Below are 25116 nucleotides of genomic sequence, written 5' to 3'. Positions count from 1 at the left end.
TCGTTGAAGGCAGCCCGTCCTCAAGCGCTGCCGAAGCTCCAGCGGATCCTGGCTTTTTCCTCAAGTGGCCACCTTTTTGTCCCAATTGTTGCTGAACAGTAACACTTTCGGGACGCCCCGGCCGCATTGTCTGCGTTTTTGTGCTGCCGCTCTTCGCACTCACCAAGTTTCAATTTGGGTCTTGTCAGCGATGATCGATCTCGCAGAGGACACACCGTCCACTCCCCTTCTTCGTCTTGGCGCCCAGCCAATCGCGTTGACGGCTGCCGCGCTGCTGCTCCTGATCGCCGGCGTCACCTCGATCGCGATCTGGCGCGCCTATACCGGCGCTGCGCCTGAGACCGACCGCGTGGTCGCCTCGCGGCAGCTTCAGGTGCGCGCGGCGCAGGCCTCCGAACAACTGGTCGAGAAGACCAAAGGACTGGAGGCGACCCAGCAGGAATCGATCGATCAGCTCCAGGTCGTGCAGGACCAGCTCCAGAGCATGAAGAAGCTGCTCGCCTCGCAGCAGGCCGACACCAAGCGCCTGTCGGATCAGGTCACCAGTCTGAACGAGTCCATCGACGGGCTGCGGCAATCCTTTGCCAGCGTCCGGTCCACCGAGGCCGACACGCCATCGGTTACTCCGAGGAAACCGGCGCGCCACCGCGTCCATGCCAGCGCCCGCAAACGCGCGAGGGGCTGATTAGATCCCGCGTCGCGACCCTTTATTTTCGCCGGATGTGAAATGGATCACATTTGTCGGTGTGATTCCAGGCCATGTTCGGCTCTACCGGATGGCGTGAGCCGATTTCAATATCCGGGGCTGGCAAGGTCGTTGACGGTATACTGCGTCAACGGCCTTGTTTTTTGATACCGAGGTAATCTGGTGCCTCGGCCAGGCACCGCCCTCATAGCAGTTGCTTCTATTCACAAACTTGAACACGGCGGACGCGCCAGCCCCATTGCGTCATCACGCGCTGCGGCACCAGGTAGCACTGCGCACCGTAGTCTTCGTAGCCGACGCCGTAGTATTCGCCATAGTACGGGTAGCCATAGCCATAAGCGCCGTAATAGCCGGCACCCGCAATGCCGGCGCCGATCGCGACACCCGGCCAGAAGCCGCCGCCGTGCCAACCATGGCCCCAGCCTCCGTGGCCCCAGCCGCCACCACCCCAATGGCCGCCGCCACCGAAACCGCCCCGCGCCTGCGCCGCCTGGGGCGCTGCGAGACCAACCGCCGCGATGGCCAGTGCGGCCACGATCAACTTGCGCAACATCAACTCACCCTCCGCGTGGAAACGCTCCACACCTGCAAAACAGGAGCAAGCTAATGTCACTTGATCGTCGATGACAGGAGGACCGGCTCACTTCCGCGCGAGCGTCAGCAGCCGCGGCAGATGCTCTTCATCTTCTTGTCGAGCAGCCGGTTCTCGGCGCTTACCGTGGCATCGGCGTCGGGGTTCGTGCCCGAGGCTGCGCCGGTGGTGACACCCGGCGCGGTGTTCGCGCCGGAGGATTGCGCCGTACCCAGACTGTTGGTGCCGGGCGGCGGCGCCGGCGCATTGGCGACACCGCCGGTCGATCCGGTCGCACCGCCGGTGGTCTGTGCGAACGAGACAGCGGGCATTGCGGCGAGGCCGATGATGACGACGACCAACATCTTGATCGAAGCTCTTGCGGACGGCTGGGCCATTGGAAAATCTCCCTGCCCGATCAACGGTTGCAGCAAAAACAGGTTCCGGAACAAATCCCGTCACATCAGCTTGAAACTCGACCGCGCAGCGACCAAGGCGGCGCCGCGCGAGACTGTGAGAGGCAAAATCATTATGACGGATCGCGATCCCTTTGCGGAAGGCGAGCGCGCGGCGCGCGAAAACATTCCGGCCGAAGCCAACCCTTACACCGACGGCAGTGACGAGCACGCCTTGTGGGCGGCCGGGCATGAGAAGGTCGCCGGCACAATCGAAGCGCGGGAATCCGAGGGAAACTGACGCTCCTCCGGACGGCCGCTAAGCGGCGGCGCGGCCGTCGTTCGGGTCGATCTCATAGGCGATCCGGAGCGCGGATCAGCCGATCCGCTTCAGCCCCTTCTGGAAGCGCGGGCCGTTGGCGACATAGAACATTGCGGCGCTGCCCATCTTCTGCACCTGGGCATCGTCGAGCGTGCGGATGACGCGCGCCGGCGAGCCGATGATCAGCGAGCGTTCGGGGAACTCCTTGCCCTCGGTGATGACGGAGCCGGCGCCGACGATGCTGTTGCGGCCGATCCTGGCGCCGTTCATGACGATCGAGCCCATGCCGATCAGCGCGCCCTCCTCGACGGTGCAGCCGTGCAGAATGACGTTGTGCCCGACGGTGCAGTTCCTGCCGATGACAAGCGGAAAGCCGAGATCGGTGTGGCAGGTCGAGCCGTCCTGCACATTGGCGCCCTCGCCGATCTCGATCCACTCATTGTCGCCGCGCAACACCGCGCCGAACCAGACGCTCGCGCCCGGCTTCAGGCGCACCTTGCCGATCACGGTCGCGGTTTCCGCGATGAAGTAGTTGCCGTCGGAGGGAAGATCGGGCGCCTGCCCGTCGAGCTCGTAGATCGCCATGGAGGTCTCCTGTCACGTCGACCCAAGCCATAGCGAAACGACGCCGCGGAGGCAAAGGCCGGCCGCGCAGCCCTGCAAGGCGTCAGCCAATGACGCCGGTCGCGCGCAGCGTCATCAGGAAGAAGGTGCCGCTCATCATGCTCCAGAAGCAGGCGATGACGGTCGCCATCATCACGAACTCGAAGCGGCGGCTTTCGAGCCGCATGCCGCGCAGCGTATTGCGCATGATGATGAAGGGCGCGGCGAACACCAGGAACGGCACGGCCGCAAACGTCTTCGGCGCCACGCCCTCCTGCAGCAATCCGAAACCTGCGGGGCGCTGCGACAGCGCCTGGTAACCATTGGCGAGCGCGCCCGCGAGCGCAAAGCCGATGCAGATCGAGAAGAAGGTGTTGAGAGCTTCAGGTGTCATCGGAACAGTCCGCCCATACGCAACGCGAGGAGCCTTCCTGTGACAAATAGTGCCGGTTAACGCTACATTATCCTTAAGCGAAGGTTAACGACGCCGCCCGGCCTGCGCAGAGCCCCCGCCGCTCCTGGCAGCCCGGAACCTTCCGCGAAATCGCCGCCACGTGGCATATTCGCCGGTGATTCGTCGGCCATCGGCCGACCGACCCCGGATCCATGTGCGCGACCTCATGACGGTGTTTTCGGCAACCTCCCCTCGCTCTTCCAGGACGAATGCCAAGATGAGCGCCAAGATGAGTGCCAAGGCGCGTGCCCGGACCCATCTCGTCCCGCTCGCGCTCACCGGTGTGTTCGCCGCGAGCGCGATCGGGCTGGTGGCCTATCTGTTGTGGCCGACCTGGAGCACGGGCGGCACTGACGCGCCGGACAAGCTGCCCGTCAGCGTCGGCGGCACGCTGTTCAACCTGCCGGTCTCCGCGATCCGGATGAAGATCCAGCGGCACTCCGGACCGCAGGAGCGCATCGATCTCGACTTCCTCTATCCCTCGCTGGAGGCACCGAGCGGGCCGACGCATGTCACCGCCGACACCGTCGACACGACGATGCAGCCGATCGACCGCATCTTCCTCTCGATCGCGGCGCATCACGACGCGCTCTCGCCCGAGCAGCGGACGACGACGATCTATCCGCGCTATCTCGACCAGGCTGCAACAGCACCGGACGACGGATTGACGATGCGCGCCTTCCGCGGCGACACGCCCTATGGCGGTGAGGACCTTTATTCCGCCAGCTCACCCGCGCTCACCGCGCGCTGCATGCGCGATGCAGCCACGCCCGGCATGTGCCTGTCCGAGCGCCGTGTCGACGGCGCCGACCTCACCTTCCGCTTTCCGCGCAGCTGGCTGTCGCAATGGCGCGACGTGGCCGGCGCGATGGACAAGCTGACGGCGCAGCTGCGGGGGCCGAAGGGCTGAGCGCGGCCGCCGTAGCAAGAAATCGAAAACAACCCCATGCACAGTAGCCAGGTGCCCGGAATGATTTCGTGTTTTCGATATTTCTCTTTTTTAGAATCCAGACTTGACCCGTCGGGCAAAACAGCGGCATGATGTCATCCTGCCGTGACTGGTTGCTGCAGTCGCCGACAGTCCCAGGATGCTCCTGGGCCTGTCGGCGACGCCATGGTCAAGCCGCTGCGCCGTCATTCGGCTTTCAAGCCAAGCCCCCGTCGTACGTCAAACTACTGCTCCTTCTTGAACAGGTCCTGGAAGATGAGCGGGCCCCAAGTGCGGCCGCGTGCGTGCACCAGTGCGCCGCCCTCGTTGAGCTTTCCCAGCTTGACGGGTGCGAACCCCAGTTGTTTGGCCAAGGCCGCCACGGCAGCGATCGCGTCCTCGTCGTCACCAGACAGAAAGACGACGCGATGCCCGCCCTCGACGACCGGATCGGCAGCCAGCTTGGCCGCAATCAGGTGATTGAAGCCTTTCACAAGCCTGGCGCCAGTGAACACCTTCGCGACGATTGCGGAGGACGGGAAACTGTCCGGCTCGTCTCCAAACGCATTGGTGGCGTCGATGATCGTCTTGCCTTTCCAGCTCGGCAGAGCTCTCGCAACCTCACGATGCTCTCCGAACGGCATCGCCAGGAAGATCGTGTCGGCCTCGAGTGCCTCCCGCAGCGACTTGGCGACGACCTCCGGTCCAATCGCCCGGGCCTGCGGCGCCAACGCCTCGGGTGGCCGGCGGCTCGCGACGGTCACCTCGATGTTCTTACGGGCGAAGGTTCGGGCAAGGGCCTGGCCTATCTTGCCGAATCCTACAATCGCATAGCTCATGATATGTCTCCGATTTCAGATGGCCGAGAAGCCGCCATCGACAGACAGTTCCAGCCCATTCACGAAGCTCGAATCGTCTGACGCCAGGAACAGCGCGGCCGCCGCGATTTCCTCGGGACGCCCCATTTTTCCTCGCGGGATCAGGGATTCGAACATCCGCTTCGCTTCCTCAGTGAGAACCTGGTCCTGCATCGGTGTGGCGATCGGCCCCGGATGCAGCACGTTCACGCGGATATTCCTGCCCTTCAGCTCGTTGAGCCACCCGCGTGCGAATGCGTGCAACGCCGCCTTGCTCGCCGCATACACGCTGTAACCGGGAAAACCCTTCACCGAAGCGACCGATCCAGTCATGAAGATCGATCCGCCATCGCTGAACAGCGGCAACGCCTTTTGCACCGTGAACAGCGTGCCGCGCGTATTCAGGCCGAAGGTCGCATCGAAGTGCTGCTCGGTGATCTCGCCCAGTGGGACGGCTTCGCCCGTGCCGGCGCTCGCGTACAGGACGTCGATCTTGCCCTTGTCCCGCCTGACCGTGTCGAACAGACGGTCGAGGTCGTCGAGACTGGCGGCGTCGCCGCGCACGGCGGTTACGTTCCGGCCAATCAGCCTGACGGCCTCGTCGAGCGCTTCCTGCCTGCGGCCCGTGATGAAAACATAGGCGCCTTCTTCAACGAACCGCTTGGCGCTCGCCAGCGCCATGCCGCTCGATCCACCCGTGATGACTGCAACCTTACCTTCAAGCTTTCGCATAACTTCTCCATTGATCGGGACGGCATCCGCCCCCGAGAACCTCGACATGGGCCTGCAATCGTCGGGCGTTGAGTGCAGAAGCGCGCACATCGGTTGTGCGAAATCGATCCGGCCGGACCAATGAGTCGGCCGCGACGATCAGCGTCCACCGCCTGGAATTGAGCCGTGCTCGCGGGCATGGGCTATTGTCACCGCTCGTGCTACCCACGGTCGAGAGGACGTCCGACGTGTTGGACACGAGCTCTGGAAGGGGCACCGGGCGGTGCCGGATTTCGTCATGATCGACTGGGATGACGTTCGCTACTTTCTTGCCGTCGCGCGCGGAGGCTCGGTGCGGGCTGCCGCCGAGCGGCTCGGCGTGAACCACTCGACAGTGCTGCGACATATCACCCAGCTCGATGAACGGCTCGGGGTGCACATGTTCGAAAAGCTGCCTTCGGGTTACCGCCTGACGGCTGCGGGCGAAGAGGTTCTCGAATTCGCGGAGCAGATGGAGGCCTCGTCCCGCCTGCTGGAGGCCCGCGTCCTGGGACGCGACCAGAGCGTGCGCGGACGTCTGCGGGTGACGCTGGCACCGCCCCTCGTGTCACACCTGCTCATGCCTGATTTCGCCGACTTCGCGCGTCTCCACCCTGATATCGAGATGGACATCCTGTCGTCCGGCGAACTGGCAAATCTGACCAACCGAGAGGCCGACGTCGCGATCCGCGTCGTTTACGACCGCAAGACTCTGCCGCTCAATCTTCACGCCCTCAAGGGGCCGGAGGTGTTCGGCGGCGTCTACATGTCCAGGGACCGACTGGCCGCGTGGCGTGACGGCGCGCCTGATCCTGTCAGGTGGATCGTCATCAGCAAGCATGGAATTCCGGATTGGGCCAGCGAGGGTGAGGTTCGCACCACGGGAGTTCCATTCAGGATCACGGACGCGGAGGCACAGATCGTTGCAGTACGGCAAGGGATCGGAATGACGACACTGCCGTGCTTCGTCGGTGATGCCGACCCGCTCCTGGTGAGGGTGCCGGGCACCGACCTGCACGCGTACGGAACGCTCTGGCTTCTCACCCAGGGCGATACGCGCAAGACGAAGCGCGTCCGGCTCTTCACTGAGTTCGTATCCCGCAGGCTCGCCGCGCACGGTCCGCTTCTTGCGGGACTGTCCGTGTCGCACGATTGATGCGAGCAGCGTGACGAGATGATCGCGCTCAATGGCACTGTGGAAGATCGACTTGAATGACCCGGCTGGAGGAAATGTGACTGATGTCACAGACCGCAAATTGCATTTGGCCATTCTTCGGATAATCTGGCGCAGATGCATTCGGGGGCTGGAATGCGGCTTCGGCTGTTTGGTTTGTTGATCGTTGCGACTTGGCTTGCGACCTTGCTCGGAGCCGGCTCTGCGCTGGCCGCCGAGAAGCGCGTCGCGCTGGTGATCGGCAATTCCGCCTACAAGAGCGCCCCGCGGCTCACCAATCCGGTGAACGATGCCACCCTGGTCGGTGGCATGTTCAAGTCCGCCGGCTTCGACAATGTCGATGTCAAACTCGACCTCAATGCTGCCGACATGCGCAGGGCGCTGCGGGAGTTCGCGGGCCGGACGCGCGATGCTGGGGTTGCGGTCATCTACTATGCCGGACACGGCATTGAGCTCGACGGCACCAACTACCTGATCCCCACTGACGCCGTGCTGGAGACCGACGGGGACGTGCTCGACGAGACCGTTGCGCTCGACCGCGCGCTGTTCGCCGTGGAGCCGGCCAAGCAGCTGCGCCTCGTCATCCTGGACGCCTGCCGCGACAATCCCTTCGCCAAGACCATGAAGCGGACGGTGGCCTCGCGCGCGATCGGCCGCGGCCTCGCCAAGGTCGAGCCGACCAGCCCGAACACCATGATCGCCTTCGCGGCGAAGGCAGGCTCGACCGCTTCGGACGGCGATACCAGGAACAGCCCGTTTGCCACCGCTCTGGTCGACCGCCTCCCGACGCCGGGGCTCGATCTGGGCAAGGCCTTTCGATTCGTGCGCGACGACGTGCTCAAGGCCACCGGCAACAAGCAGGAGCCCTTTGTCTATGGTTCGCTGGGCGGCGATGACGTGTCGCTCGTTCCGGCGAAGCCTGTGGTCACTGCGCCCCAGGGCCCGCAAGCTAATCCCCAAGACAGCGTTCGCCGGGACTATGAGCTGGCGCTGCAGGCCGGAAACCGTGACGCGTGGGAAGCATTTTTGCAGGCCTATCCCGACGGCTTCTACGCCGGCCTCGCGCGTGCCCAATTGAAGAACGTCGCGGCCGAGGAGGCGCGCGCAGCCGCAGCGGCGAAAGCGCGCCAGGCGGAAGACGAAAAGGCGCGCCTTGCGGCTGAGCGCGCCGACAAGGTCGAGCAGGAGAAGGCGGCGGCCACCGCCAAAGCCGCGGAGAATGCCCGAATTGCCGCTGAAAAGGCCAAGCAGGCTGAGGAAGCCAAGGCGCTCGCGGCCGAGCAGCGCCGGAAGGATGCCGAGGCTGCCGTTGCCAAGGCGCTGGCCGACAAGCAGGCCGCCGAGAAGGCGCTCGCCGACAAGATCGCGAACGACAAGGCGGCCGCCGAGCTAGCCGCAAAACAGGCGGCGGAGAAGGCGCAGCGCGACGGCGAGCAGAAGGTCGCAGCCGTTGCTCCAAGCCAAACGCCCTCCTCTCTCTCGCCGCAAGAAACCAGCAAACTGGTTCAGTCCGAGCTGCGTCGGGTCGGCTGCCTGGCGGCCGCGGCCGATGGCGACTGGAATGCGTCGTCGCAGCGCTCGCTGACGCTGTTCAACAAATATGCCGGGACGAAGTTCGATGCCAAGCTCGCGAGCTTCGAGGCGCTCGACGCCATCAAGGCCAAGCCGGAACCGGGTCTGCCCGCTGGTGTGCGATCACGGCTTCAAGGCCGATGGCGATGCTTGCGTGAAGATCAGCTGCCGTGCCGGCTATCGCGTCAATAACGATAACGAGTGCGAGAAGGTGCCGGATAAGAAGCCCGTGGCAACGCGCGAGGATGCCAAGCCGCGGGACGATGAGAGAAAAAAGAGCGAGGCCACACCCGCTAAGCCGCAGGCAACCGGGCAGATCTACTGTGGCCAGGGTGGCTGCAGGCCGGTCCGGCTGTCACCTCGAAGTCCTAGGTGGGCCTGCGGTCCTCGCTCGGGGCTCCAACAATGCAGGCGGCGCTGCCGGTTCCAGCGTCGAAGTTTGCAATTGAGAACGAGGGCTGCAATGGGCGCGCTTCGGTTTCTTGGTTTGCTCGTCCTCTCTGCCTGGCTCGGGTGCGGCTCGGCGCACGCCGAGAAGCGCGTCGCGCTCGTCATGGGCAACTCGGCCTACAAGAACGTGGCGAGGCTCGCGAATCCTGCGAATGATGCCGCTCTGGTCGGCGGCATGTTCAAGAAGGCCGGCTTCGATACGATCGACGTCAAGCTCGACCTGAACGTGGTCGACATGCGCAAGGCGCTGCGCGAATTCGGCGGCAAGGCCCGCGAGGCCGACGTCGCGGTGGTCTATTATGCCGGTCACGGCATCGAGCTCGATGGCACGAACTACCTGATCCCGACCGATGCCGCCTTGGAGACCGATACCGACGTCCTCGACGAGGCCTTCCCGCTCGACCGGGTGCTGTTTGCCATCGAGCCGGCCAAGCAACTGCGCCTCGTCATCCTGGATGCCTGCCGCGACAATCCTTTCGCCAAGACCATGAAGCGGACGGTCGCCTCGCGCGCGATCGGCCGCGGCCTCGCCAAGGTCGAGCCGACGAGCCCGAACACCATGATCGCGTTCGCGGCGAAGGCGGGCTCGACCGCGTCGGACGGTGATGCGAAGAACAGCCCGTTTGCCACCGCGCTGGTCGAACGCCTCCCGACGCCGGGCCTTGATCTGGGCAAGGCCTTCCGGTTTGTGCGCGACGACGTACTCAAGTCTACCGGCAACAAGCAGGAACCCTTTGTCTATGGTTCGCTGGGCGGCGATGACGTGTCGCTCGTTCCGGCGAAGCCTGTGGTCACTGCGCCCCAGGGCCCGCAAGCCAACCCTCAGGACAGCATCCGCCGGGACTACGAGCTGGCGCTGCAGGCCGGAAACCGCGACGCATGGGAAGCATTTTTGCAGGCCTATCCCGACGGCTTCTATGCCGGCCTTGCGCGTGCCCAACTGAAGAACGTTGCTGCCGAAGAGGCCCGCGCAGCCGCAGCGGCGAAAGCGCGCCAGGCGGAAGACGAAAAGGCGCGCCTTGCGGCTGAGCGCGCCGACAAGGTCGAGCAGGAGAAGGCGGCGGCCACCGCCAAAGCCGCAGAGAATGCCAAGGCAGCAGCGGAGAAGACCAAGCAGATCGAGGAAGCCAAGGCGGCCGCAGCCGAGCAGCGCAGGAAGGATGCCGAGGCCGCCGTGGCCAAGGCGCTGGCCGACAAGCAGGCCGCCGAGAAGGCGCTTGCCGACAAGATTGCCAACGACAAGGCGGCCGCTGAGCTGGCGGCCAAACAGGCGGCGGAGAAGGTGCAGCGCGACGGCGAGCAGAAGGTCGCAGCCGTGGCCCCAACCCAAACGCCCTCCTCTCTCTCGCCGCAAGAGACCGCAAAACTGGTCCAGTCCGAGTTGCGTCGGGTCGGCTGCCTGGCGGCCGCGGCCGATGGCGACTGGAATGCGTCGTCGCAGCGTTCGCTGACGCTGTTCAACAAATATGCGGGAACGAAGTTCGACGCCAAGCTCGCAAGTTTAGACGCCCTCGATGCCATCAAGGCCAAACCGGGCCGGGTCTGTCCGCTGGTGTGCGAGCACGGCTTCAAGGCCGATGGCGATGCTTGCGTGAAGATCACCTGCCGCGCCGGCTATCGCGTTAACGACGACAATGAATGCGAGAAGGTGCAGGACAAGAAGCCGGTTGCCACCCGCGAGGATGCCAAGCCGCGAGACGATCAGAGAAAGAAGACTGAGACCGCGCCCGCGAAGCCGCAAGCGACGGGGCAGATGATTTGCAGCCGTGCGGGCTGCCGGCCGGTTGGGCCGGGCTGTCGGCTCGAATATAATCGTATCGTCGGAGGAGGCGGCGCTCAGACGCTCAACGTCGAAGTCTGCAACTGAGAACGAGGGACAGGCGAGAAGGAAGCCGGTACATGAATCCTATTGCTGGGAGAACACTGCGAATTCCCCTCTGAGGAAAACGCTGCGGGGATGGATGTGAGCGATGCGACCGCAAATCTGCCACCGGGCGCCCAGCTACTCCGGCGCGAATGGCTCGGCTTCGACGACGCCGGGCAAGCGTTGATCCGCTTTCAGGCGCAGGTCGCGTTCACCAACAGGCACGGCACCATTCAGGGCGGATTCCTGGCGGCGATGCTGGACTCCGCGACCGGAGTTTGCGCTCTTGCAAAGCTCTCGCCTGACCTGACCGTGGTCACCAGGAGTCTGGATACGCGCTTCCTGAAACCAGCAGCGGTGGGAGCCATCACGGCACGGGCACGGGTGACGGAACAGACGGAGCGCGACATGGTCGTGCAAGCCGAGCTCCTTGATGCCGAGGGCGTCACGGTTGCCGACGCCACGGCGCGGCTGCGGATTCTGGCAAGGAAATAGGCTATGAGGCCGCAGAGTCCACGACTTCAGGCCTATCATCCGTCATTGCGAGCGAGCGAAGCGAAGCAATCCAGACTGTCTCCGCGGAAAGAGCTTGGATTGCTTCGTCGCAAGAGCTCCTCGCAATGACGGAGAGTGCGTCGTTATTCCTGGTCGACCAGATCGTCCTCGAGGATCGCCATCTGGAACTGGAACGAGCGATCATCGTCCTCGTCGTCGACGAAGAGGACGCCGATAAACTCTTCGCCGATATAGACCTCGGCGGAATCGTCCTTCTTCGGCCGCGGCACGACGCGGATCTTGGGATTGCCGAATACGCGCTTCAGATACGCGTCCAGCTTTCTGACTTCTTTGACGTCCACGGCAAGTCTCCGATCGAAATTGGTCGGCCGCGTTTTAGGACGAGACGCGGCGAACCGCCAGCATGAATTGCCAAAGAATTTGGGGACGAAAGGGCCGGCGAATCCGACCCTTAGGAAACGCAGGCTTAAAGTCCCATCGCGTTGATCATCTGGTCCATGGTACGCGACGGCTCGGCGCAGCCGGCCTCGCCGACGATCTTGGCCGGCACGCCGGCGACCGTGACGTTGTGCGGCACGGGCTTCACCACGACGGAACCTGCCGCAATGCGCGCGCAATGGCCGATCTCGATATTGCCGAGGATTTTTGCGCCGGCGCCGATCAGCACGCCATGACGAATCTTCGGGTGACGGTCCTCGTTCTCCTTGCCGGTGCCGCCGAGTGTGACGCCGTGCAGGATCGAGACGTCGTCCTCGATCACAGCCGTCTCGCCGCAGACGAAGCCGGTGGCATGGTCGAGGAAGATGCCGCGGCCGATGCGCGCGGCTGGATTGATGTCGGTCTGGAACACCGCGGAGGCGCGGCTCTGCAGATAATATGCAAAGTCCTTGCGGCCCTTCAGATAGAGCCAGTGCGCCAGGCGATGGGTCTGGATCGCATGAAAGCCCTTGAAGTAGAGCAAGGGATCGATGAAGCGCGAGGTCGCGGGATCGCGGTCGTAGACGGCGACGAGATCGGCGCGGAAGGCGTTGCCCAAATCAGGGTCCTCGCGCAGGGCCTCGTCATAGGTCTGGCGCACCAGGTCGCCCGACAGCGCCGAATGATCGAGCCGGTCGGCGAGACGGTGGATCACGGAATCCTCGAGGCGGCTGTGATGCAGCACGGTCGAGTAGATGAAGGTCGCAAGCTCGGGCTCGCGGTGGACGATGTCCTCTGCCTCGCCACGGATCCGGTCCCAGATTGGATCGAGCGAAGCGAGCTTTCCTCCCGGATTGACCTGATGCACTGCCATGATTTTCTCTTTGGGATCTGCTCTTCGGTGTTGGCCTTATAGCACAGTGTAGGCGACAAAGTCCTGACGGGCTTGCCTGAGAGTGAACTGCGCCTTGCTTCGTGGAAGCACGCCAACGCATTGAAACACAACAGATTCTTCTGGTGCCCCCAGGCGGCAAGGTCGGCTTGAAATGGTCAGAGTCTCGCCAAATTCAAGCCGGGTGGCGTCAAACTATTGGTGAATTTCGTCCCGACCCTCATCGCGGGCATGGTCCTGATGACCGGGAGCCGTTTTGAGCATCATCACCGAACAATCGCGCGCGCGGGCCGCGGGGACGCTTTGGCTGCGGCTGGCGGCGCTGGCTCTGCCCCTGCTCATGATCGCGCCGGCGTTCTGGAACGGCTATCCGCTGTTGCAATGGGATACCGGCGGCTATCTGGCGCGCTGGTACGAGGGCTATCTCGTCCCCAGCCGCTCGACCGTGTTCGGCCTCTATCTGCACTACGGCGAGAGCTTCGGATTCTGGATCAACCTTGCGATCCAGTCGCTGGCGACGCTGTGGCTGTTGCAACTGACGTTGCGCGTCCTCTCGATGATGCAGACGGCCCGTTTCGTCGCCATCAGCCTGCTGCTGATCGTATCGACGGCGCTGCCCTGGCTCGCCAGCATGCTGCTCACCGACATCTTTGCGGGGCTGTCGGTGCTGTCGCTGTTTCTGCTGATCGTCGGCGGCAGTCGCATCTCGGGGTTCGAGAAGACCGCGCTGTTCGTCTTCACCGCTTTTGCGGCCGCAACCCATAGCGCCACACTCGGCGTGCTGCTGGGGCTCTGCGCCATCGGCTGGATGGTGCGGCCGTTGCTTGGGCCGTCTCTTGGGCCGTCTCTTGGGCCCCGTCTGCCGATGTCAGGTCTTGCCCAGGCGAGCCTGACCATCGTCGCGGGCAGCCTGATGCTGATCGCGGCCAACCACGCGCTATCAGGCAAATGGGCCTGGACGCCCGGCGGCACCGGCGTCGCCTTCGGCCGCATGATGCAGGACGGCATCGTTGCGCGCTTCCTCAACGACCATTGCCCGCGCGAACACTTCAAGCTCTGTCCCTATCGCAACGAATTGCCGGCGACGGCCGACGAATTCCTGTGGGGCAAGAGCATGTTCAACACGCTCGGCCGCTTCGACGGGCTGGGCGACGAGATGGGCACCATCGTCGAGCGATCGCTCGCCGACTATCCGGCCTGGCAGCTAGGCGCCGCGCTGCGGGCGATGGGCCGGCAATTGCTGCATGTGGCGACCGGCGAAGGCGCCAGTGTGTGGATCCCGCACACCTACGGCATCATCGAGCGCTATATCCCGGCGCAGGTCGCGCCGATGCGGGCGGCGCGCCAGCAGAACTGGGAGCTCGATTTCGACACCATCAACCGGCTGCACGTGCCCGTCGCGCTGGTCTCGATGCTGGGGCTGCTCGCGCTGCTGGGACACGCGCTCGCTTATCGCCGGCTCGACGACCTGACGCTGCTGGCGGCGACCGTGACGCTGGCCCTGCTCGGCAACGCCTTCATCTGCGGCGTGATCTCAGGGCCGCACGATCGCTACGGCGCCCGCATGGTCTGGCTTGCGACCTTCGTGGTGCTGATGGCGCTGTTTCGCGCATTCGGCGACGAGGAGACGTCACCCTCGGCGTGACAGGAAATCCAGCACGCCCGATTTGTAGACCTTGTCGCCGACCGCACGCATGTGATCGCGGCCGGGAATATCAAGCACCTCCGATCCCGGGATGATCGCACCTAACGCGCTGGCGCTTCCCGCGACGTCATCGGTCGAGCCGACCGCGATCAGCACGGGCACATCGATGCGTGCGGCCTCGTCGCGGGTCATGAGATCGCGCGTGCCACGCAGGCAGGCGGCCAGCGCCACGCGGTCGGAGCGGGTCTGGTCCGCAAACGCACGAAAGGTGCGGCCGACGGGATCGCTGACGTCGTCGAGCGAGGGCGCCTCCAGCGCCTTGGCGACGTTCTCGCCAGGACCTGTGCCCTCGATCAGGCCGCCGATGCCGATGCCGCCGAGGATCGCCGAGCGCAGGCGCTGCGGCTCATTGAGGCCGAGCCAGGCCGTCATCCGCCCGCCCATCGAATAGCCCATGATGTCGGCCTGCGGGATGGCGAGATGATCCATCAGCGCCAGCACGTCGCCGGCCATGGTGGGAATCGAATATTGCGCGGGATCGTAGAGCTTGGCGCTCTCGCCATGGCCGCGATTGTCCAGCGCAATGACGCGGCGGCCGTTCTTGCGCAGTTCCGAGACCCAGGTCGGATAGACCCAATTCACGTTCTTGCTGGAGGCAAAACCGTGCACCAGGATGATCGGATCGCCCTCGCCTTCGTCGAGATAGGCAATTTCAACGGCGCCGTTGTGAAAGCTCGGCATCAGCAGGTCCACAATGTTGCAGGGGAAGTTCGATCTTAGGCGGTCGGGACCGCGCTGGCCAGAGCAGCCTCAGCTGCAATCTGCGCCCGGCGAAGCCGCCGGGCCCGTCTGCGATCGCACCAGGCCTGCGTCAGGCGCTCCGTGGTCGCCTTGATCGAGGATATTAGGCCGAACAGCGTCAGCGCCGCACCGAACAGCCACAGCGTCAGATCGAACGCGCCGCCGACGAGCAGCAATGCACCGCGCCCCAGCACCTTCATGATCGCGCGCGTCTTGCCGCCCTGCGCTTCCGCCAGCCGCGCCGCGCGCGCGACGTCCTTGGGCCCCTCGGCAATGCGCAAGCTCTCCATGGCGCCGCGCGTCCCTGATTTCTCGGCGACGCGCGTGACGTCCTTGCCGAGCCGGACCAGCGCACCGGCCTTCTCGACGCGGAATGCGGCCTTGATTGCGCTCACGGTCTCACCCGGGCGGAACACCGAACCCTTGACGACCGCGTTCTGCAGCATCGGTGCGTCGACCATTTCGCGCGCGGACCGGCCGGCCCATGCGGCGAGACCCTCGCCGAGCCGCCCGACCTTGCGGGCATCCTTCACCAGCGTCAGCCCGGCACGAACGGGCGCGGCGCCGCCGGCGGACACGTAGGTCACGGCGGTGACCGCAAGACCTGCGGTGGCAAGCCCGAGCACCAGGCGATCGGTATCCTCACCCATCGCAAGATGCTTGCCCTCGCGCACGACGTCCCTGATATCGCCGATCACGAAAAGATCGCCCGCGACCGTCCCTGACAGGCTCGCGACATCATCGGCATTGCCGGTGACGAGACCGGTGGCGAAGCGCTTGGCGAAATGCGAGGTGGAATTCTCGATCTTGACCGCGTCGCTGACCCTGCTGAGCACATCGTCGGGCAGCGCGATGTTGCGATCACGCGCGAGCGCGACAAAGCTATCGGCGAGATCGGCATCACCAGCCCTCAGCGCAGCCTCGATATTGTCCTGAACCAGGCGATCGTTATGCGCGAGGGCCTCATCGAGCTTGAGCTCGGACAGCGCCGCGGGATCATCCTGTGCGGCGAGAATGGCGCCGGCCTGCTGTGCATGCGGTGCTACCTGCGCGAGCACAAGGCTGCATGCAGCAATTCCTGCCAATGCGGAGCTGATTCGCAGCCACTTCATGCTGAAAGCCGGGACATTGGCAGAATCATTTTGCGCCTGACGGTTCGTCTTTCGTCGCAATTTCGCGTGTCCGAGAGAGATAGTATGCCCAAATTGCGACACAACGTCCCCGACGAAAGAAGGGCTTCTCTGAAGCGACAAGATTGTGTCGAATTTGCATGAGCAAATGAGCATGGGGCAATTGCGAACCTTTCGGTTCCGTCGGGCTAGCAATCACTTGCACCCATCAGTATGGTCCGCGGCGTCAATAATATGCCGCGTCACTGCTGATTGTGTCTGCCGCCATTGCCACTCCAGGATGAACTACGATGTCCGACCATGTCGTCCCGCACTTCCATAACGATGCCGGTGTCCCCGTCATCGAGATCGGCTCGCAAGAGTTCATGTGCGTCGGCGCCAACCCTCCGTTCGATCACCCGCACGTGTTCCTGGACCTCGGCAACGACAACGAGATCATCTGCCCGTATTGCTCGACGCTGTACCGCTTCGCCGCCGACCTGAAGGCGGGCGAAGCCCGCCCGCCCGAATGCGTCTTGAAGGACAAGGTGGCCTGACCGCTTCCTTCGGTCAGGGGTGGCCCTCCCGCGAACGATCGTCATTGCTGGTGCCGGGATCGGAGGATTGACGGCTGCGCTTGCGCTCGCTGAGCGCGGGTTTCGCATCGTCGTGCTGGAAAAGGCCGAGCGGCTCGAGGAGGTCGGTGCGGGCCTGCAGCTCTCCCCCAATGCCAGCCGCGTGCTGGTCGAGCTTGGTCTCGCCGACCGGCTCAAGCTGCGCGCCGTGGTTCCGGAAGCGGTCTCGATCATGAGCGCGCGCGCCGGCGGCGAGCTGTTGCGGATGCCACTCGGCGAAGCGGCATCAGCGCGCGCCGGGGCCCCCTATTGGGTGGTGCACCGCGCCGACCTGCAATCGGCGCTCGCGGGTGCTGTCGCCGATCATCCCGATATCGATCTGAAGCTGGGCGCGACCTTCGAGGATGTCGCCCCCCACGCCAAGGGACTGACGGTCGTGCATCGCAGCGGCACCATCAGGCGCAGCGATCTTGCCAGCGCGCTGATCGGCGCCGACGGCATCTGGTCGACGGTGCGCCAGCATCTGTTTCCCGAGGTGCAGCCGCGCTTCGCCGGGCTGATCGCCTGGCGCGGCACGCTGGATGCCACGCAATTGCCGAAGGATTTTACGGCGCGGCGGGTGCAGCTCTGGATGGGCGCGAATGCGCATCTGGTCGCTTACCCCATCGCGGGCGGCCGCCAGCTCAACGTGGTGGCGGTGCTGCCGGGCACCTGGAACAGGCCTGGCTGGAGCACGCCGGGCGATCCGTTCGAGCTGATGGAGGCCTTCGCCGCGCCGCGCTGGCCGCCGACGGCGCGGATGATGCTGGCCACCGTCGACAGCTGGCGCAAATGGGCGCTGTTCGGCGTGCCCGACGGATGCCCCTGGAGCCGGGGCCCGGTCGCGCTGCTCGGCGATGCCGTGCATGCGATGCTGCCGTTTGCCGCGCAAGGTGCCGGCATGGCGATCGAGGATGCGGCCGTGCTCGCCCGGCAGCTGAGCCTCGAGGGCGCCGAGGACGCGGGCAGCGTCGCCGCAGCGCTGAAGCAATATGGCGAGGCGCGTCAGGCCCGTGTCAGGAAAGTGCAGCGGACCGCGCGGCAGCAGTGCCGCATCTATCATCTGGGCGGTCCCTTCGCGCTCGCGCGTGATCTCGTGATCCGCGCGCTGGGACCCGAGCGCATGCTGGCGCGACAGGACTGGATCTACGGCTGGCGTCCGTGATGCGAACGCCGCGGCACGTTAGCGCTTTGGCGCGGGCTTGATGTCCGGCCGCTGAGGTGCGGTGGTCGCCGGCGTCATATTGGGCGGCGTTTCCCGGCACCGGTTGCGGCGCCAGGCGTCTTCGGCCAGCTGCGCCGAGCCGCGGACCGCGACGTAGTCATTGCGATAGGCCAGCTCGGACACGACAGCGCCACCAGTCCCGGTCTCGGCCTTGTCCATCAGCCTCTGCAAATCCGCGGTACGGGTGGCGAGCAACTTGCGCTCCGCCTCGAGCTGCTTGCAGTCGTACAGTTCGTATTTGGCGGGATCGGCGAAGGCCGGAGCGATGGTCTCGCTCATGCCGGCACAGCCTGATAGCGCGAAGCCGGCCACGACCAGCGCGGCAACCGCGCAAGGCGCGCGCGAGGAAGAGAAAGGCGAAGCAGGCATGGGTCGCAAAATAGTCCTTCGTGAATTGAGAATGCCTAAAGCAGGGCCAGATGTCCGGATTGAGGCGTTGCCTTGTACCGCCGGCTCGCTCAAGGAAGCCCCCTGTGCGGCCGAAGCGCCAATTCCAGACGGCTGGACGGGGCTTAAATGTTTGATCTCGTTGGATCAAGCGGGCATGGCGGAATTGGTGGACGCAAGGGATTTAAAATTAGCCACATCCGAAAACAGCCCGGCGCATTGTCGGCGCAGCCGGTACCGATCTCGCCCTAGCGCCCCGTCTTTAGAACGTGCCCGATTTCGATTGGTGCGCAGTCCTCTTTGCTCGCAGCCCTGATCTCGATCACCACCAAACACGTAACCTGGGCGAAGAGAGCCACGCCCACAACAAACACTTTCATTGCATTCCAAATCCCGCATTCCGGCGCGGCTTCTGCCACAACCTGCAGGCGAGCGCCACCCTGCCGCTGGTACGGTGGTAAACGAGCCCCATCACGTTGACGTGTATTCGACGCGCAGGCCGTACTCCAAACAGGGGACGGCGCTACCTATCGGGACTTCGACGCTCGCCACTCAAACCGGCACAACGACAAGGCGCAGCTCTACGCGTTCGACTGCCTGGCGCTTGATTGCTGGCGCGCAACGTCGGCTTGCGCGGGCAGACCAATTTCGACAGCAGTGCGCTATCGCGCCCGCAAGAACAACAAATGGGTGAACCTGTGTCTAACCGGAGGGTTTTTCCGTCGAACGGGTTGCCCTCCGCGCCGAAACATCGTTATAGATCAATCATGCGGGCATGGCGGAATTGGTAGACGCAAGGGACTTAAAATCCCTCGGCGCGCAAGCGCTGTGCCGGTTCGATTCCGGCTGCCCGCACCACCTGCTCCGGCGTTGCCGGCTGCGCCTGCAGCATGATCCAGAAGCACACGAGCGCGATTCCCAGCTGATCAAAGCCATCTATGAAGACATAACCCGTGATCGACGCCAGCGCCGGGAGGCCGACCGCGATCGTCAGGACCACGGCAAGCCCGACCGTGGGAAGATCGACGACGAGAATGGCGGCGTAGAGCGCGACATCGAAGAAGGCATATTCCTTCAGCCGCGGCGCGCAGAGGTAGAGCGCATACATCGCCAGCACGACGAGGCGCGTTGCCGCGACGGGATGCTCAATCAGCCAGCGGTCGAACCACTTCAGGGGTGATCTTGCGTCGGCCGGCCCGTGCGCGGCAACCATGCGCCAGACCGTAAGGGCGAACGGCGCGATCACGAGCGCCACCGCAGCGAAGCCATAAAGCAAGGCGACGACCAGCTTGCTGCCGACGAGTCCGAGATGATCCGCAAGGGTGAGCGCGAGGAACAGGAGCGACGGATTGACGTCGTCACCTGGCGAATGTTGCCCCGGGATCTGGCCGGAGATCGCGCTCAGCCAGCTCGGAAACAGGTTTGCGTAAAACACCGCCGAGATCAGAACCGGCAGCGCGAACGCGCCGGCCGCAACAGCAATCAGCATCAGCTTGCGCGAACGCCGCAGCGGCAAGAGGTAGAGCGCGGCGAGGATCGGACAGTAGACCAGCTTGAACGAGGTCAAAAGGCCGAGCAGCGCAGCCCCGGCAAATTGCAGCAGCAAGCTCTTGTTCCCCTGCCCTTTGCAGCGAGCCGGACGCAGCAGAAGAGCCAAGGCCACAGAGGTCAGCAGGCCGCTCAGAATCGCAAAATTGCCGGTCGCCAGAATCCATTCCAGCCCGACGAATCCGCCCAGCACGAAGATGAGCCGTAACGCGCTATCGCGGAGGCTTCGGCGGCTGCCGCCAAGGCCGGGCAACGCCAACGCGCACAGGATGGCAAGAACGACATAGATGACCTTGTAGTGGGCAACCAGGACGCCGCCGGCACAGAGCGGACGAAACGCGTCCAGCGTCACGGGCAGATAGGGATAGGAATACTTCGTGTCCTTGAGGTTCTTGATGAAATAGGGATCAAGCCCGGCGATATAGGCATCGACGGCGGCGCAGTTCACCCGCGCGTCCCAGCCGAAGGTCTCGTCCATGCTGAGATAGATCGCGGTGGCGGCAGCAACCAGCATGGCCGTGATCATGATGAGGCGGGTCAGCCAGCTCGCGCCTGGCGCGTCGGCCGCATGTGGCCGCCCCGTGGCGGCGATGGATGTAGCACCGCCGCTGTTCATGGCACCAACTCTTCCCGATCGTCGCGCGCCAGCACGCCGTGAAAATCGAACAGCATGGTCCACAAGCAAACCAGCGCGATGGCGAGCAGAGCGAAGCTGCCCTCGAACGCAATGCCGGCAATCGATGCCAGCGCGGGGATGGCTATGGCGACGGTCAAGACCATGGCGAGCGCCGGCGTCGAAAGATCGACGACGAGGACGGCAAGATAGAGCGCCAGCTCGAAGAAGGCATATTCCTTGATGCGCGGCGAGCACAGATAGAGCGCAAACATCGCAAGCACTGTGACGCGCATGGCCGCTTGCGGGTGATTCATCAGCCAGCGGTCCAGCTCTGCCAGGAATGATGCTCTCACGGCGGCAATTCCAATCCCGAGCGCGCGCAGCAACACCAGGGCAAAGGGTGCGATCACGAGCGCGCATGCGGCAAGCGCGTAGATCGCGAACTCGATCGGCCTGTCGTCCGCGAGCCCGATATGGTCCATGAGTTTCCGCGCAACCAGAAGCAGCGATGGATTGATCTCCTCCAGATGGACCGAATGCTGGTTGGGGATCTGTCCCTTGATCGCGAGCAGCCAGCTCGCGAACAGCTCCGGATAGAACACCACCGAAATCAGGATCGGTAGCACGAAGCCGAAGCCGGCCGCCGCGAGAAGAGCGAGTTTCCGGGTCCGTCGCAGCGGCAGGAAGTAAAGTGCAGCCAGGACGGGGCAGAACACCAGCTTGAACGACATGACGACACCAAGCAGCGCAGCTCCGGCGGCGCGCATCTTGAAGCGCCTGTTGTCACCCACGCCCGCATGAAGCAGCAGCGCCAGCGCGACCGCCGTCAAGAAGCCGCCCAGAACCGCAAAATTTCCGGAAGCCAGCACCCATTCGAAACCAACGAATGCACCGAGCGCGCAGAGGACCCTAAGGCCGACATCGCGCAGACCGGCACGCGAGTTGCGTAGTCCAGGGAGAATCAAGCCGCAGAGCGCCGCGAGGACGAGATAGAGGCCCCTGTAGTGATCGACCAGAACGCCACCTGCGCAAAACGGACGAAACGCGTCCAGCGTCGCCGGCAGATAGGGATAGGAGTAGGAGGTGCCCTTCAGGTTCTTGACGAAATAGGGATCGAGCCCCGCGACATGCGCATCGACGGCCGCACAATTGACGCGGGCGTCCCAGCCGTATCCCGTACCCGTCGCCGTGTCGTTGGCGAGATTGTAGAGCGCCAGCAGGGTGACGACCGCGATCAGGGAACCAAGCCAGACACGCTTCGCAGCCGTGTCGGCCGACGGCCCCAACCATCGAGTCGCACCTGTGACGTCGGACACCGCAAATACCTGTCTGTCTGGCTTCTCGGCGCTTTGCGCGGCGATCCGGCCACAATGGGCAGGATGAGTTGCGGATTCATGTCCTCGGTGCGGCGCCCCGATCTTATGGTGAATGTCCGGTTTCCAACCCGAGGGCCAACAAGGCGCACCGTTTGTGAAGCGCCATAGCTTGTGCCCGCCTACCACCCATCCCAAAACATGGGTTGTGCGACGCAGCATGGACTTTAGTTTAGCCTCCGAAATCAGAGGTGAACTGCTTGTCCGACGTCAATGCCGACGAATGGGTGTCCTCGGGACACCGTCCGATGGGTTTTCCCGAATTTGTCATCGTGATCGCGTCCATCATGGCGCTGAATCCGCTCGCGATGGACATGATGCTGCCGGCGCTGCCCAATATCGGGGCCGCCTTCCGCATTCCCAACGCCAACCATCTCCAGCTCGTGCTGTCGACCTTCCTGATCGGCTTCGGCGCCGGCCAGTTCATCATGGGCCCGCTGTCGGACCGGTTCGGTCGCCGGCCGGTGCTGCTCGGCGGCATGGCTGTTTATGCGGTGGCGAGCGTGCTGGCGGTGGCCGCGCCCACCTTCGAGACGCTACTGCTGGCCCGCGCGCTCCAGGGGCTCGGCACTTCGGCCACGCGCGTGATCGCGACCTCGATCGTGCGTGACTGCTATGCCGGCCGCCGCATGGCGAGCGTGATGTCGCTTGCGATGATGATCTTCATCGCCGTCCCCGTGATCGCCCCCTCGTTCGGACAGGCGGTGCTGCTCATGACGCATTGGCGCGGCATCTTCGTCGTGCTGATGCTCTACGGCGTCATCGCGCTGGCATGGAGCGTGTGGCGGCTACCGGAGACGCTGCCCGAGACGGAGCGCAGGTCGCTCGCCCCTGCCGACGTGCTCTCGGCGTTCCGCCAGACCGTCACCAACCGCCAGACCATCGGCTATGCGACGGCCGCCGGCAGCATCATGGGCGCGTTGTTTGCTTTCGTGTTTTCCGCGCAGCAGATCTTCACCGGCATCTATCATCTCGGCCATTACTTCCCGCTCGCCTTCGCCGCGATCGCGGCCGGCACCGCCGTCGCGGGGTTTCTCAATTCCAAGCTGGTCGGGCGGCTCGGCATGCGCGTGATCTCGCACGGCGCGCTCTCGCTCTATGCCGCGGTATCAGGCGTCATGCTGCTGACCGAGATTCTCGGCGTGCTGCCGCTGCCCTTGTTCATGGCGCTGTCGGCGCTGATGATGTTCTCGTTCGGCATGATGGTTGCCAATTTCACCGCCCTTGCGATGGAGCCGCAGGGCCACATCGCCGGCACGGCCTCCTCGCTCTACGGCTCGATCACGACGCTGATCGGCATCGCCGTCGGCACCGCGATCGGCCAGAGCTTTGACGGCACGCTGCTGCCGTTCTCGACCGGCTTCTTCCTGTCGACGCTCGCCGCGCTCGCGATCGTGCTTGTGGTGGAGAAGGGACGGCTGTTCAAGCCGCACCATCGCCCGATCGTGTGAGGAACTTCGAAGCCGTCTCGATGTTGTCCTGCAGCAATTCGAGAGGTGGCTTCAATGGAACTGGAACAGCAGGACGAGCATCGCAAGTCGAACCGGCAGCATGCCGAACCCGTGGCGTCGCCCGCTGAACAAGCCGCCGTCGACCCGCCCTTCGCCAGCGAGGGGCTCGAGCAGGTCCGCGACAGCCACTGCTGAGAGGCTTTAAAGCATGATCCGGAAAAGTGCGAAGCGGTTTTCCCTCGCGACATCAGCGGAACGCGTTTGCGCGCAGATCATGCTCAAACGATAACCTGAAGCGCGACGACGATTCATCCCAATCTCATCGCGCTTTAGTCCGGACTGCGCTTGCTCGCACCGAACTCCTCTGCGGCACTCTCGGACGGCGCGTCAGCGTTGGCGCGTGGCGGCACCATCAACACGACCACCTCCCGAGACAGGCCGGGCCGGCCCCACAGCTGGGCCTGCACCGTGAATTCCCGCCTGACGAAGGTCCCGGCGCGCGAGGACACCCATTCCATCCAGCGACCGCAATAATCCTGGCCCTTGAAACAGAGTGCGGCCCAGCCGCGATCAAGCGTCGTCTTGCGCGGCAGCCCCCAATCGGACTGATGCTCGAACGGCCGGGCGTAGTGCGGATGGTCGGGACTGTAGAAGGCCGTGGCGAAAGCGAGTGAATCGTCGCCACTGACGGCCTTGAGGGATTCGCCGGTCAGCTCGTGCCATTGCCGGGTAAGCTCGCTTGCGGCTTGCGCGTAGAGATTCCGCGCCTCCTCGTAGCCGTTGACATTGCGATAGGTGGCATGGATGGGAGCCGCGACCAGGATGGCGACCAACGCAACACCTGCAACGATGACCGTGACATTGACGGTGTAGAAGCGCTCAATCGGGTAGCGGGCGCCGCAGACGACGAGCACGATGAACAGGAACAGCCCCTGCAAAGCCCAGAGCGACGGCAGATCGGTGCCCATCGCGAGCGAGGTCAGCACCGGCAGAACGATCGTGCCGATGGCGACGTAGAACAGCAGCCGAAGCCCGGGGCTCATCGCAACGAAGTCGGCCGGAAACTGCTTCAGGCGCGTGCCTGATATCAGCACCCAGATCACGGCCGCAACGCTGACGGCCGCGATCAGCCCAAGCAGGAAATTCGTGACGTCATCGATCGAACTGAGGGCATTGCCGTTGGCATGGGCCAGGGCGTAGTCGAAAGTCGACGCCCCCGTGGTCGCAAGCCAGTAGACGTGCGGCGACAGCACCGCGACCCCTGTCACGACCGAGATCCAGGGCGACGCCGAGGTGAGATAGTCGCGACGCGCCGGGTGCGCGAGCGCAGCCAATGCAAAGCTCGCGACCAGAAAGATCGAGTAATATTTGCCGACCATGGCGAGCGCCGTGGCGCATCCGGCCGCGACCGCCCAGAACACGGACCGTGTTTCGAACGCGCGCAGGAAACACCATGTCGCCAGCGGCCATGTCGCCAGCAGCACGGCGTTGGCGTTGAAGCGCTGGGCGTGGAATTGATAGGCCGGCGTCAGCATTAACAGCAGCAGCACAAGGATGCGCTTGTGCCCGGTGACGAATTGCCGCGCGATACAGTCGACGAAGAACAGCGCGAGCCCGGCATTCACCATCGCCATCAGTTGCAGCGACAAGTCGCTGACCGGGAAGATGAAGGTCCAGCTTGCTGCGACCCATCCCATCAAGGGCGGATGCTTGTGATAGACGAAGGCGAAATTCCGCCCCAACGTCCAGGCCTCGAGCGTATCAGGGTGCAGGCCGCTGCCGGCATAGGCGATGGCCGCCCGTAATCGGCCTGCTCCGGGCGTTGCGGCGGCAGATCAAGTGGCTTGCGCGATGAAGAAGCCGCAAACTGCGCCGC

Annotated in this window: 25 protein-coding genes, 1 tRNA gene and 1 pseudogene; 14 read left to right on the top strand and 13 right to left on the bottom strand. The window is 64.2% G+C overall.

Annotated features, from left to right (window positions below; genetic code table 11):
• The first annotated feature begins 190 nt into the window (after positions 1-190).
• Positions 191-685 carry a hypothetical protein gene (locus XH80_RS14915; protein WP_057744338.1) on the top strand — a complete coding sequence of 165 codons (495 nt, stop codon included), beginning with the start codon at positions 191-193 and terminating at the stop codon, positions 683-685.
• A 220-nt stretch (positions 686-905) separates the two neighbouring features.
• Here the strand turns inward: XH80_RS14915 and XH80_RS14910 are convergent, their stop codons facing one another.
• Both XH80_RS14910 and XH80_RS14905 read right to left on the bottom strand, forming a co-directional pair.
• Positions 906-1259, bottom strand: a complete 354-nt coding sequence (locus XH80_RS14910) for a hypothetical protein (RefSeq protein WP_057744342.1) — start codon at positions 1257-1259, stop codon at positions 906-908.
• A 104-nt stretch (positions 1260-1363) separates the two neighbouring features.
• Positions 1364-1675 carry a hypothetical protein gene (locus XH80_RS14905; RefSeq protein WP_271599207.1) on the bottom strand — a complete coding sequence of 104 codons (312 nt, stop codon included), beginning with the start codon at positions 1673-1675 and terminating at the stop codon, positions 1364-1366.
• Between XH80_RS14905 and XH80_RS14900 the strand changes: the two genes are divergently transcribed.
• Complete coding sequence (locus XH80_RS14900) at positions 1626-1973, top strand: hypothetical protein (RefSeq protein WP_271599342.1); 348 nt, start codon at positions 1626-1628, stop codon at positions 1971-1973. The genes XH80_RS14905 and XH80_RS14900 overlap by 50 nt on opposite strands.
• A 75-nt stretch (positions 1974-2048) precedes the next feature.
• Here XH80_RS14900 and XH80_RS14895 read toward each other — a convergent pair whose 3' ends face one another.
• Positions 2049-2579: a gamma carbonic anhydrase family protein gene (locus XH80_RS14895; RefSeq protein ID WP_271599206.1), complete on the bottom strand. Its 531-nt coding sequence runs from the start codon at positions 2577-2579 to the stop codon at positions 2049-2051.
• An 82-nt stretch (positions 2580-2661) separates the two neighbouring features.
• A complete protein-coding gene (locus tag XH80_RS14890) occupies positions 2662-2991 on the bottom strand; it encodes a DUF6949 family protein (protein WP_057744356.1) in 330 nt (109 codons plus the stop codon).
• A 226-nt stretch (positions 2992-3217) separates the two neighbouring features.
• Between XH80_RS14890 and XH80_RS14885 the strand changes: the two genes are divergently transcribed.
• Entirely contained in the window at positions 3218-3961 is a 744-nt protein-coding gene (locus XH80_RS14885) for a hypothetical protein (RefSeq protein WP_271599205.1), read from the top strand.
• A 263-nt stretch (positions 3962-4224) separates the two neighbouring features.
• On the opposite strand, the gene XH80_RS14880 is transcribed toward XH80_RS14885, so the two are convergent.
• Both XH80_RS14880 and XH80_RS14875 read right to left on the bottom strand, forming a co-directional pair.
• Positions 4225-4818 carry an NADPH-dependent F420 reductase gene (locus XH80_RS14880; protein WP_271599204.1) on the bottom strand — a complete coding sequence of 198 codons (594 nt, stop codon included), beginning with the start codon at positions 4816-4818 and terminating at the stop codon, positions 4225-4227.
• 15 nt (positions 4819-4833) lie between these two features.
• Positions 4834-5568 carry an SDR family NAD(P)-dependent oxidoreductase gene (locus XH80_RS14875; RefSeq protein WP_271599203.1) on the bottom strand — a complete coding sequence of 245 codons (735 nt, stop codon included), beginning with the start codon at positions 5566-5568 and terminating at the stop codon, positions 4834-4836.
• A gap of 277 nt (positions 5569-5845) precedes the next feature.
• On the opposite strand from XH80_RS14875, the gene XH80_RS14870 reads away from it, so the two are divergent.
• The 4 genes and pseudogenes from XH80_RS14870 (at position 5846) to XH80_RS14855 (ending at position 11141) form a co-directional block, all read left to right on the top strand.
• Entirely contained in the window at positions 5846-6742 is an 897-nt protein-coding gene (locus XH80_RS14870; protein ID WP_271599202.1) for a LysR family transcriptional regulator, read from the top strand.
• 153 nt (positions 6743-6895) lie between these two features.
• A pseudogene (locus XH80_RS14865) lies at positions 6896-8684 on the top strand (caspase family protein); the annotation flags it as partial.
• Positions 8685-8795: 111 nt separating this feature from the next.
• A complete protein-coding gene (locus tag XH80_RS14860; protein ID WP_271599337.1) occupies positions 8796-10649 on the top strand; it encodes a caspase family protein in 1854 nt (617 codons plus the stop codon).
• A 42-nt stretch (positions 10650-10691) separates the two neighbouring features.
• Positions 10692-11141: a PaaI family thioesterase gene (locus XH80_RS14855; protein ID WP_271599201.1), complete on the top strand. Its 450-nt coding sequence runs from the start codon at positions 10692-10694 to the stop codon at positions 11139-11141.
• A 143-nt stretch (positions 11142-11284) separates the two neighbouring features.
• On the opposite strand, the gene XH80_RS14850 is transcribed toward XH80_RS14855, so the two are convergent.
• Together XH80_RS14850 and cysE are read right to left on the bottom strand one after the other, a co-directional pair.
• Positions 11285-11503: a DUF3126 family protein gene (locus tag XH80_RS14850; RefSeq protein ID WP_007602550.1), complete on the bottom strand. Its 219-nt coding sequence runs from the start codon at positions 11501-11503 to the stop codon at positions 11285-11287.
• Positions 11504-11628: 125 nt separating this feature from the next.
• Entirely contained in the window at positions 11629-12453 is an 825-nt protein-coding gene (cysE, locus tag XH80_RS14845) for a serine O-acetyltransferase (protein ID WP_057740949.1), read from the bottom strand.
• Between the two features lie 274 nt (positions 12454-12727).
• Between cysE and XH80_RS14840 the strand changes: the two genes are divergently transcribed.
• A complete protein-coding gene (locus XH80_RS14840) occupies positions 12728-14116 on the top strand; it encodes a hypothetical protein (RefSeq protein WP_271599200.1) in 1389 nt (462 codons plus the stop codon).
• Here XH80_RS14840 and XH80_RS14835 read toward each other — a convergent pair.
• Together XH80_RS14835 and XH80_RS14830 are read right to left on the bottom strand one after the other, a co-directional pair.
• Positions 14102-14857, bottom strand: coding sequence for an alpha/beta fold hydrolase (locus tag XH80_RS14835; protein WP_271599199.1), 756 nt, complete (start codon positions 14855-14857; stop codon positions 14102-14104). The two genes, XH80_RS14840 and XH80_RS14835, sit on opposite strands and share 15 nt — an antisense overlap.
• A 35-nt stretch (positions 14858-14892) precedes the next feature.
• Positions 14893-16029, bottom strand: a complete 1137-nt coding sequence (locus tag XH80_RS14830) for a hypothetical protein (RefSeq protein ID WP_271599198.1) — start codon at positions 16027-16029, stop codon at positions 14893-14895.
• A gap of 308 nt (positions 16030-16337) precedes the next feature.
• On the opposite strand from XH80_RS14830, the gene XH80_RS14825 reads away from it, so the two are divergent.
• A complete protein-coding gene (locus XH80_RS14825) occupies positions 16338-16583 on the top strand; it encodes a zinc-finger domain-containing protein (protein ID WP_007602543.1) in 246 nt (81 codons plus the stop codon).
• Between the two features lie 19 nt (positions 16584-16602).
• Entirely contained in the window at positions 16603-17805 is a 1203-nt protein-coding gene (locus XH80_RS14820) for an FAD-dependent monooxygenase (protein ID WP_271599197.1), read from the top strand.
• Positions 17806-17823: 18 nt separating this feature from the next.
• Here XH80_RS14820 and XH80_RS14815 read toward each other — a convergent pair whose 3' ends face one another.
• Positions 17824-18234, bottom strand: a complete 411-nt coding sequence (locus tag XH80_RS14815) for a hypothetical protein (RefSeq protein WP_057740940.1) — start codon at positions 18232-18234, stop codon at positions 17824-17826.
• A 787-nt stretch (positions 18235-19021) separates the two neighbouring features.
• On the opposite strand from XH80_RS14815, the gene XH80_RS14810 reads away from it, so the two are divergent.
• Together XH80_RS14810 and XH80_RS14805 are read left to right on the top strand one after the other, a co-directional pair.
• Positions 19022-19110 (top strand) — tRNA-Leu (locus XH80_RS14810).
• 340 nt (positions 19111-19450) lie between these two features.
• Positions 19451-20008, top strand: coding sequence for a hypothetical protein (locus tag XH80_RS14805; RefSeq protein ID WP_271599196.1), 558 nt, complete (start codon positions 19451-19453; stop codon positions 20006-20008).
• Between the two features lie 404 nt (positions 20009-20412).
• Here XH80_RS14805 and XH80_RS14800 read toward each other — a convergent pair whose 3' ends face one another.
• Positions 20413-21732 (bottom strand): hypothetical protein, encoded by a 1320-nt coding sequence (locus XH80_RS14800; RefSeq protein ID WP_271599195.1) that lies wholly within the window; start codon positions 21730-21732, stop codon positions 20413-20415.
• A gap of 257 nt (positions 21733-21989) precedes the next feature.
• Here XH80_RS14800 and XH80_RS14795 point away from each other — a divergent pair, with 257 nt between their 5' ends.
• Both XH80_RS14795 and XH80_RS14790 read left to right on the top strand, forming a co-directional pair.
• Complete coding sequence (locus XH80_RS14795; protein ID WP_271599194.1) at positions 21990-23240, top strand: multidrug effflux MFS transporter; 1251 nt, start codon at positions 21990-21992, stop codon at positions 23238-23240.
• 54 nt (positions 23241-23294) lie between these two features.
• Positions 23295-23435 carry a hypothetical protein gene (locus tag XH80_RS14790; protein ID WP_271599193.1) on the top strand — a complete coding sequence of 47 codons (141 nt, stop codon included), beginning with the start codon at positions 23295-23297 and terminating at the stop codon, positions 23433-23435.
• Positions 23436-23569: 134 nt separating this feature from the next.
• On the opposite strand, the gene XH80_RS14785 is transcribed toward XH80_RS14790, so the two are convergent.
• On the bottom strand, positions 23570-24982 hold the full coding sequence (locus XH80_RS14785; protein ID WP_442869146.1) for a glycosyltransferase family 39 protein: 1413 nt from the start codon (positions 24980-24982) through the stop codon (positions 23570-23572).
• Positions 24983-25116 lie beyond the last annotated feature (134 nt).

This window comes from Bradyrhizobium sp. CCBAU 45384 (assembly GCF_028128665.1).
GTDB classification, from domain to species: domain Bacteria; phylum Pseudomonadota; class Alphaproteobacteria; order Rhizobiales; family Xanthobacteraceae; genus Bradyrhizobium; species Bradyrhizobium manausense.
This window is presented reverse-complemented; position numbering and strand designations above follow the sequence as displayed.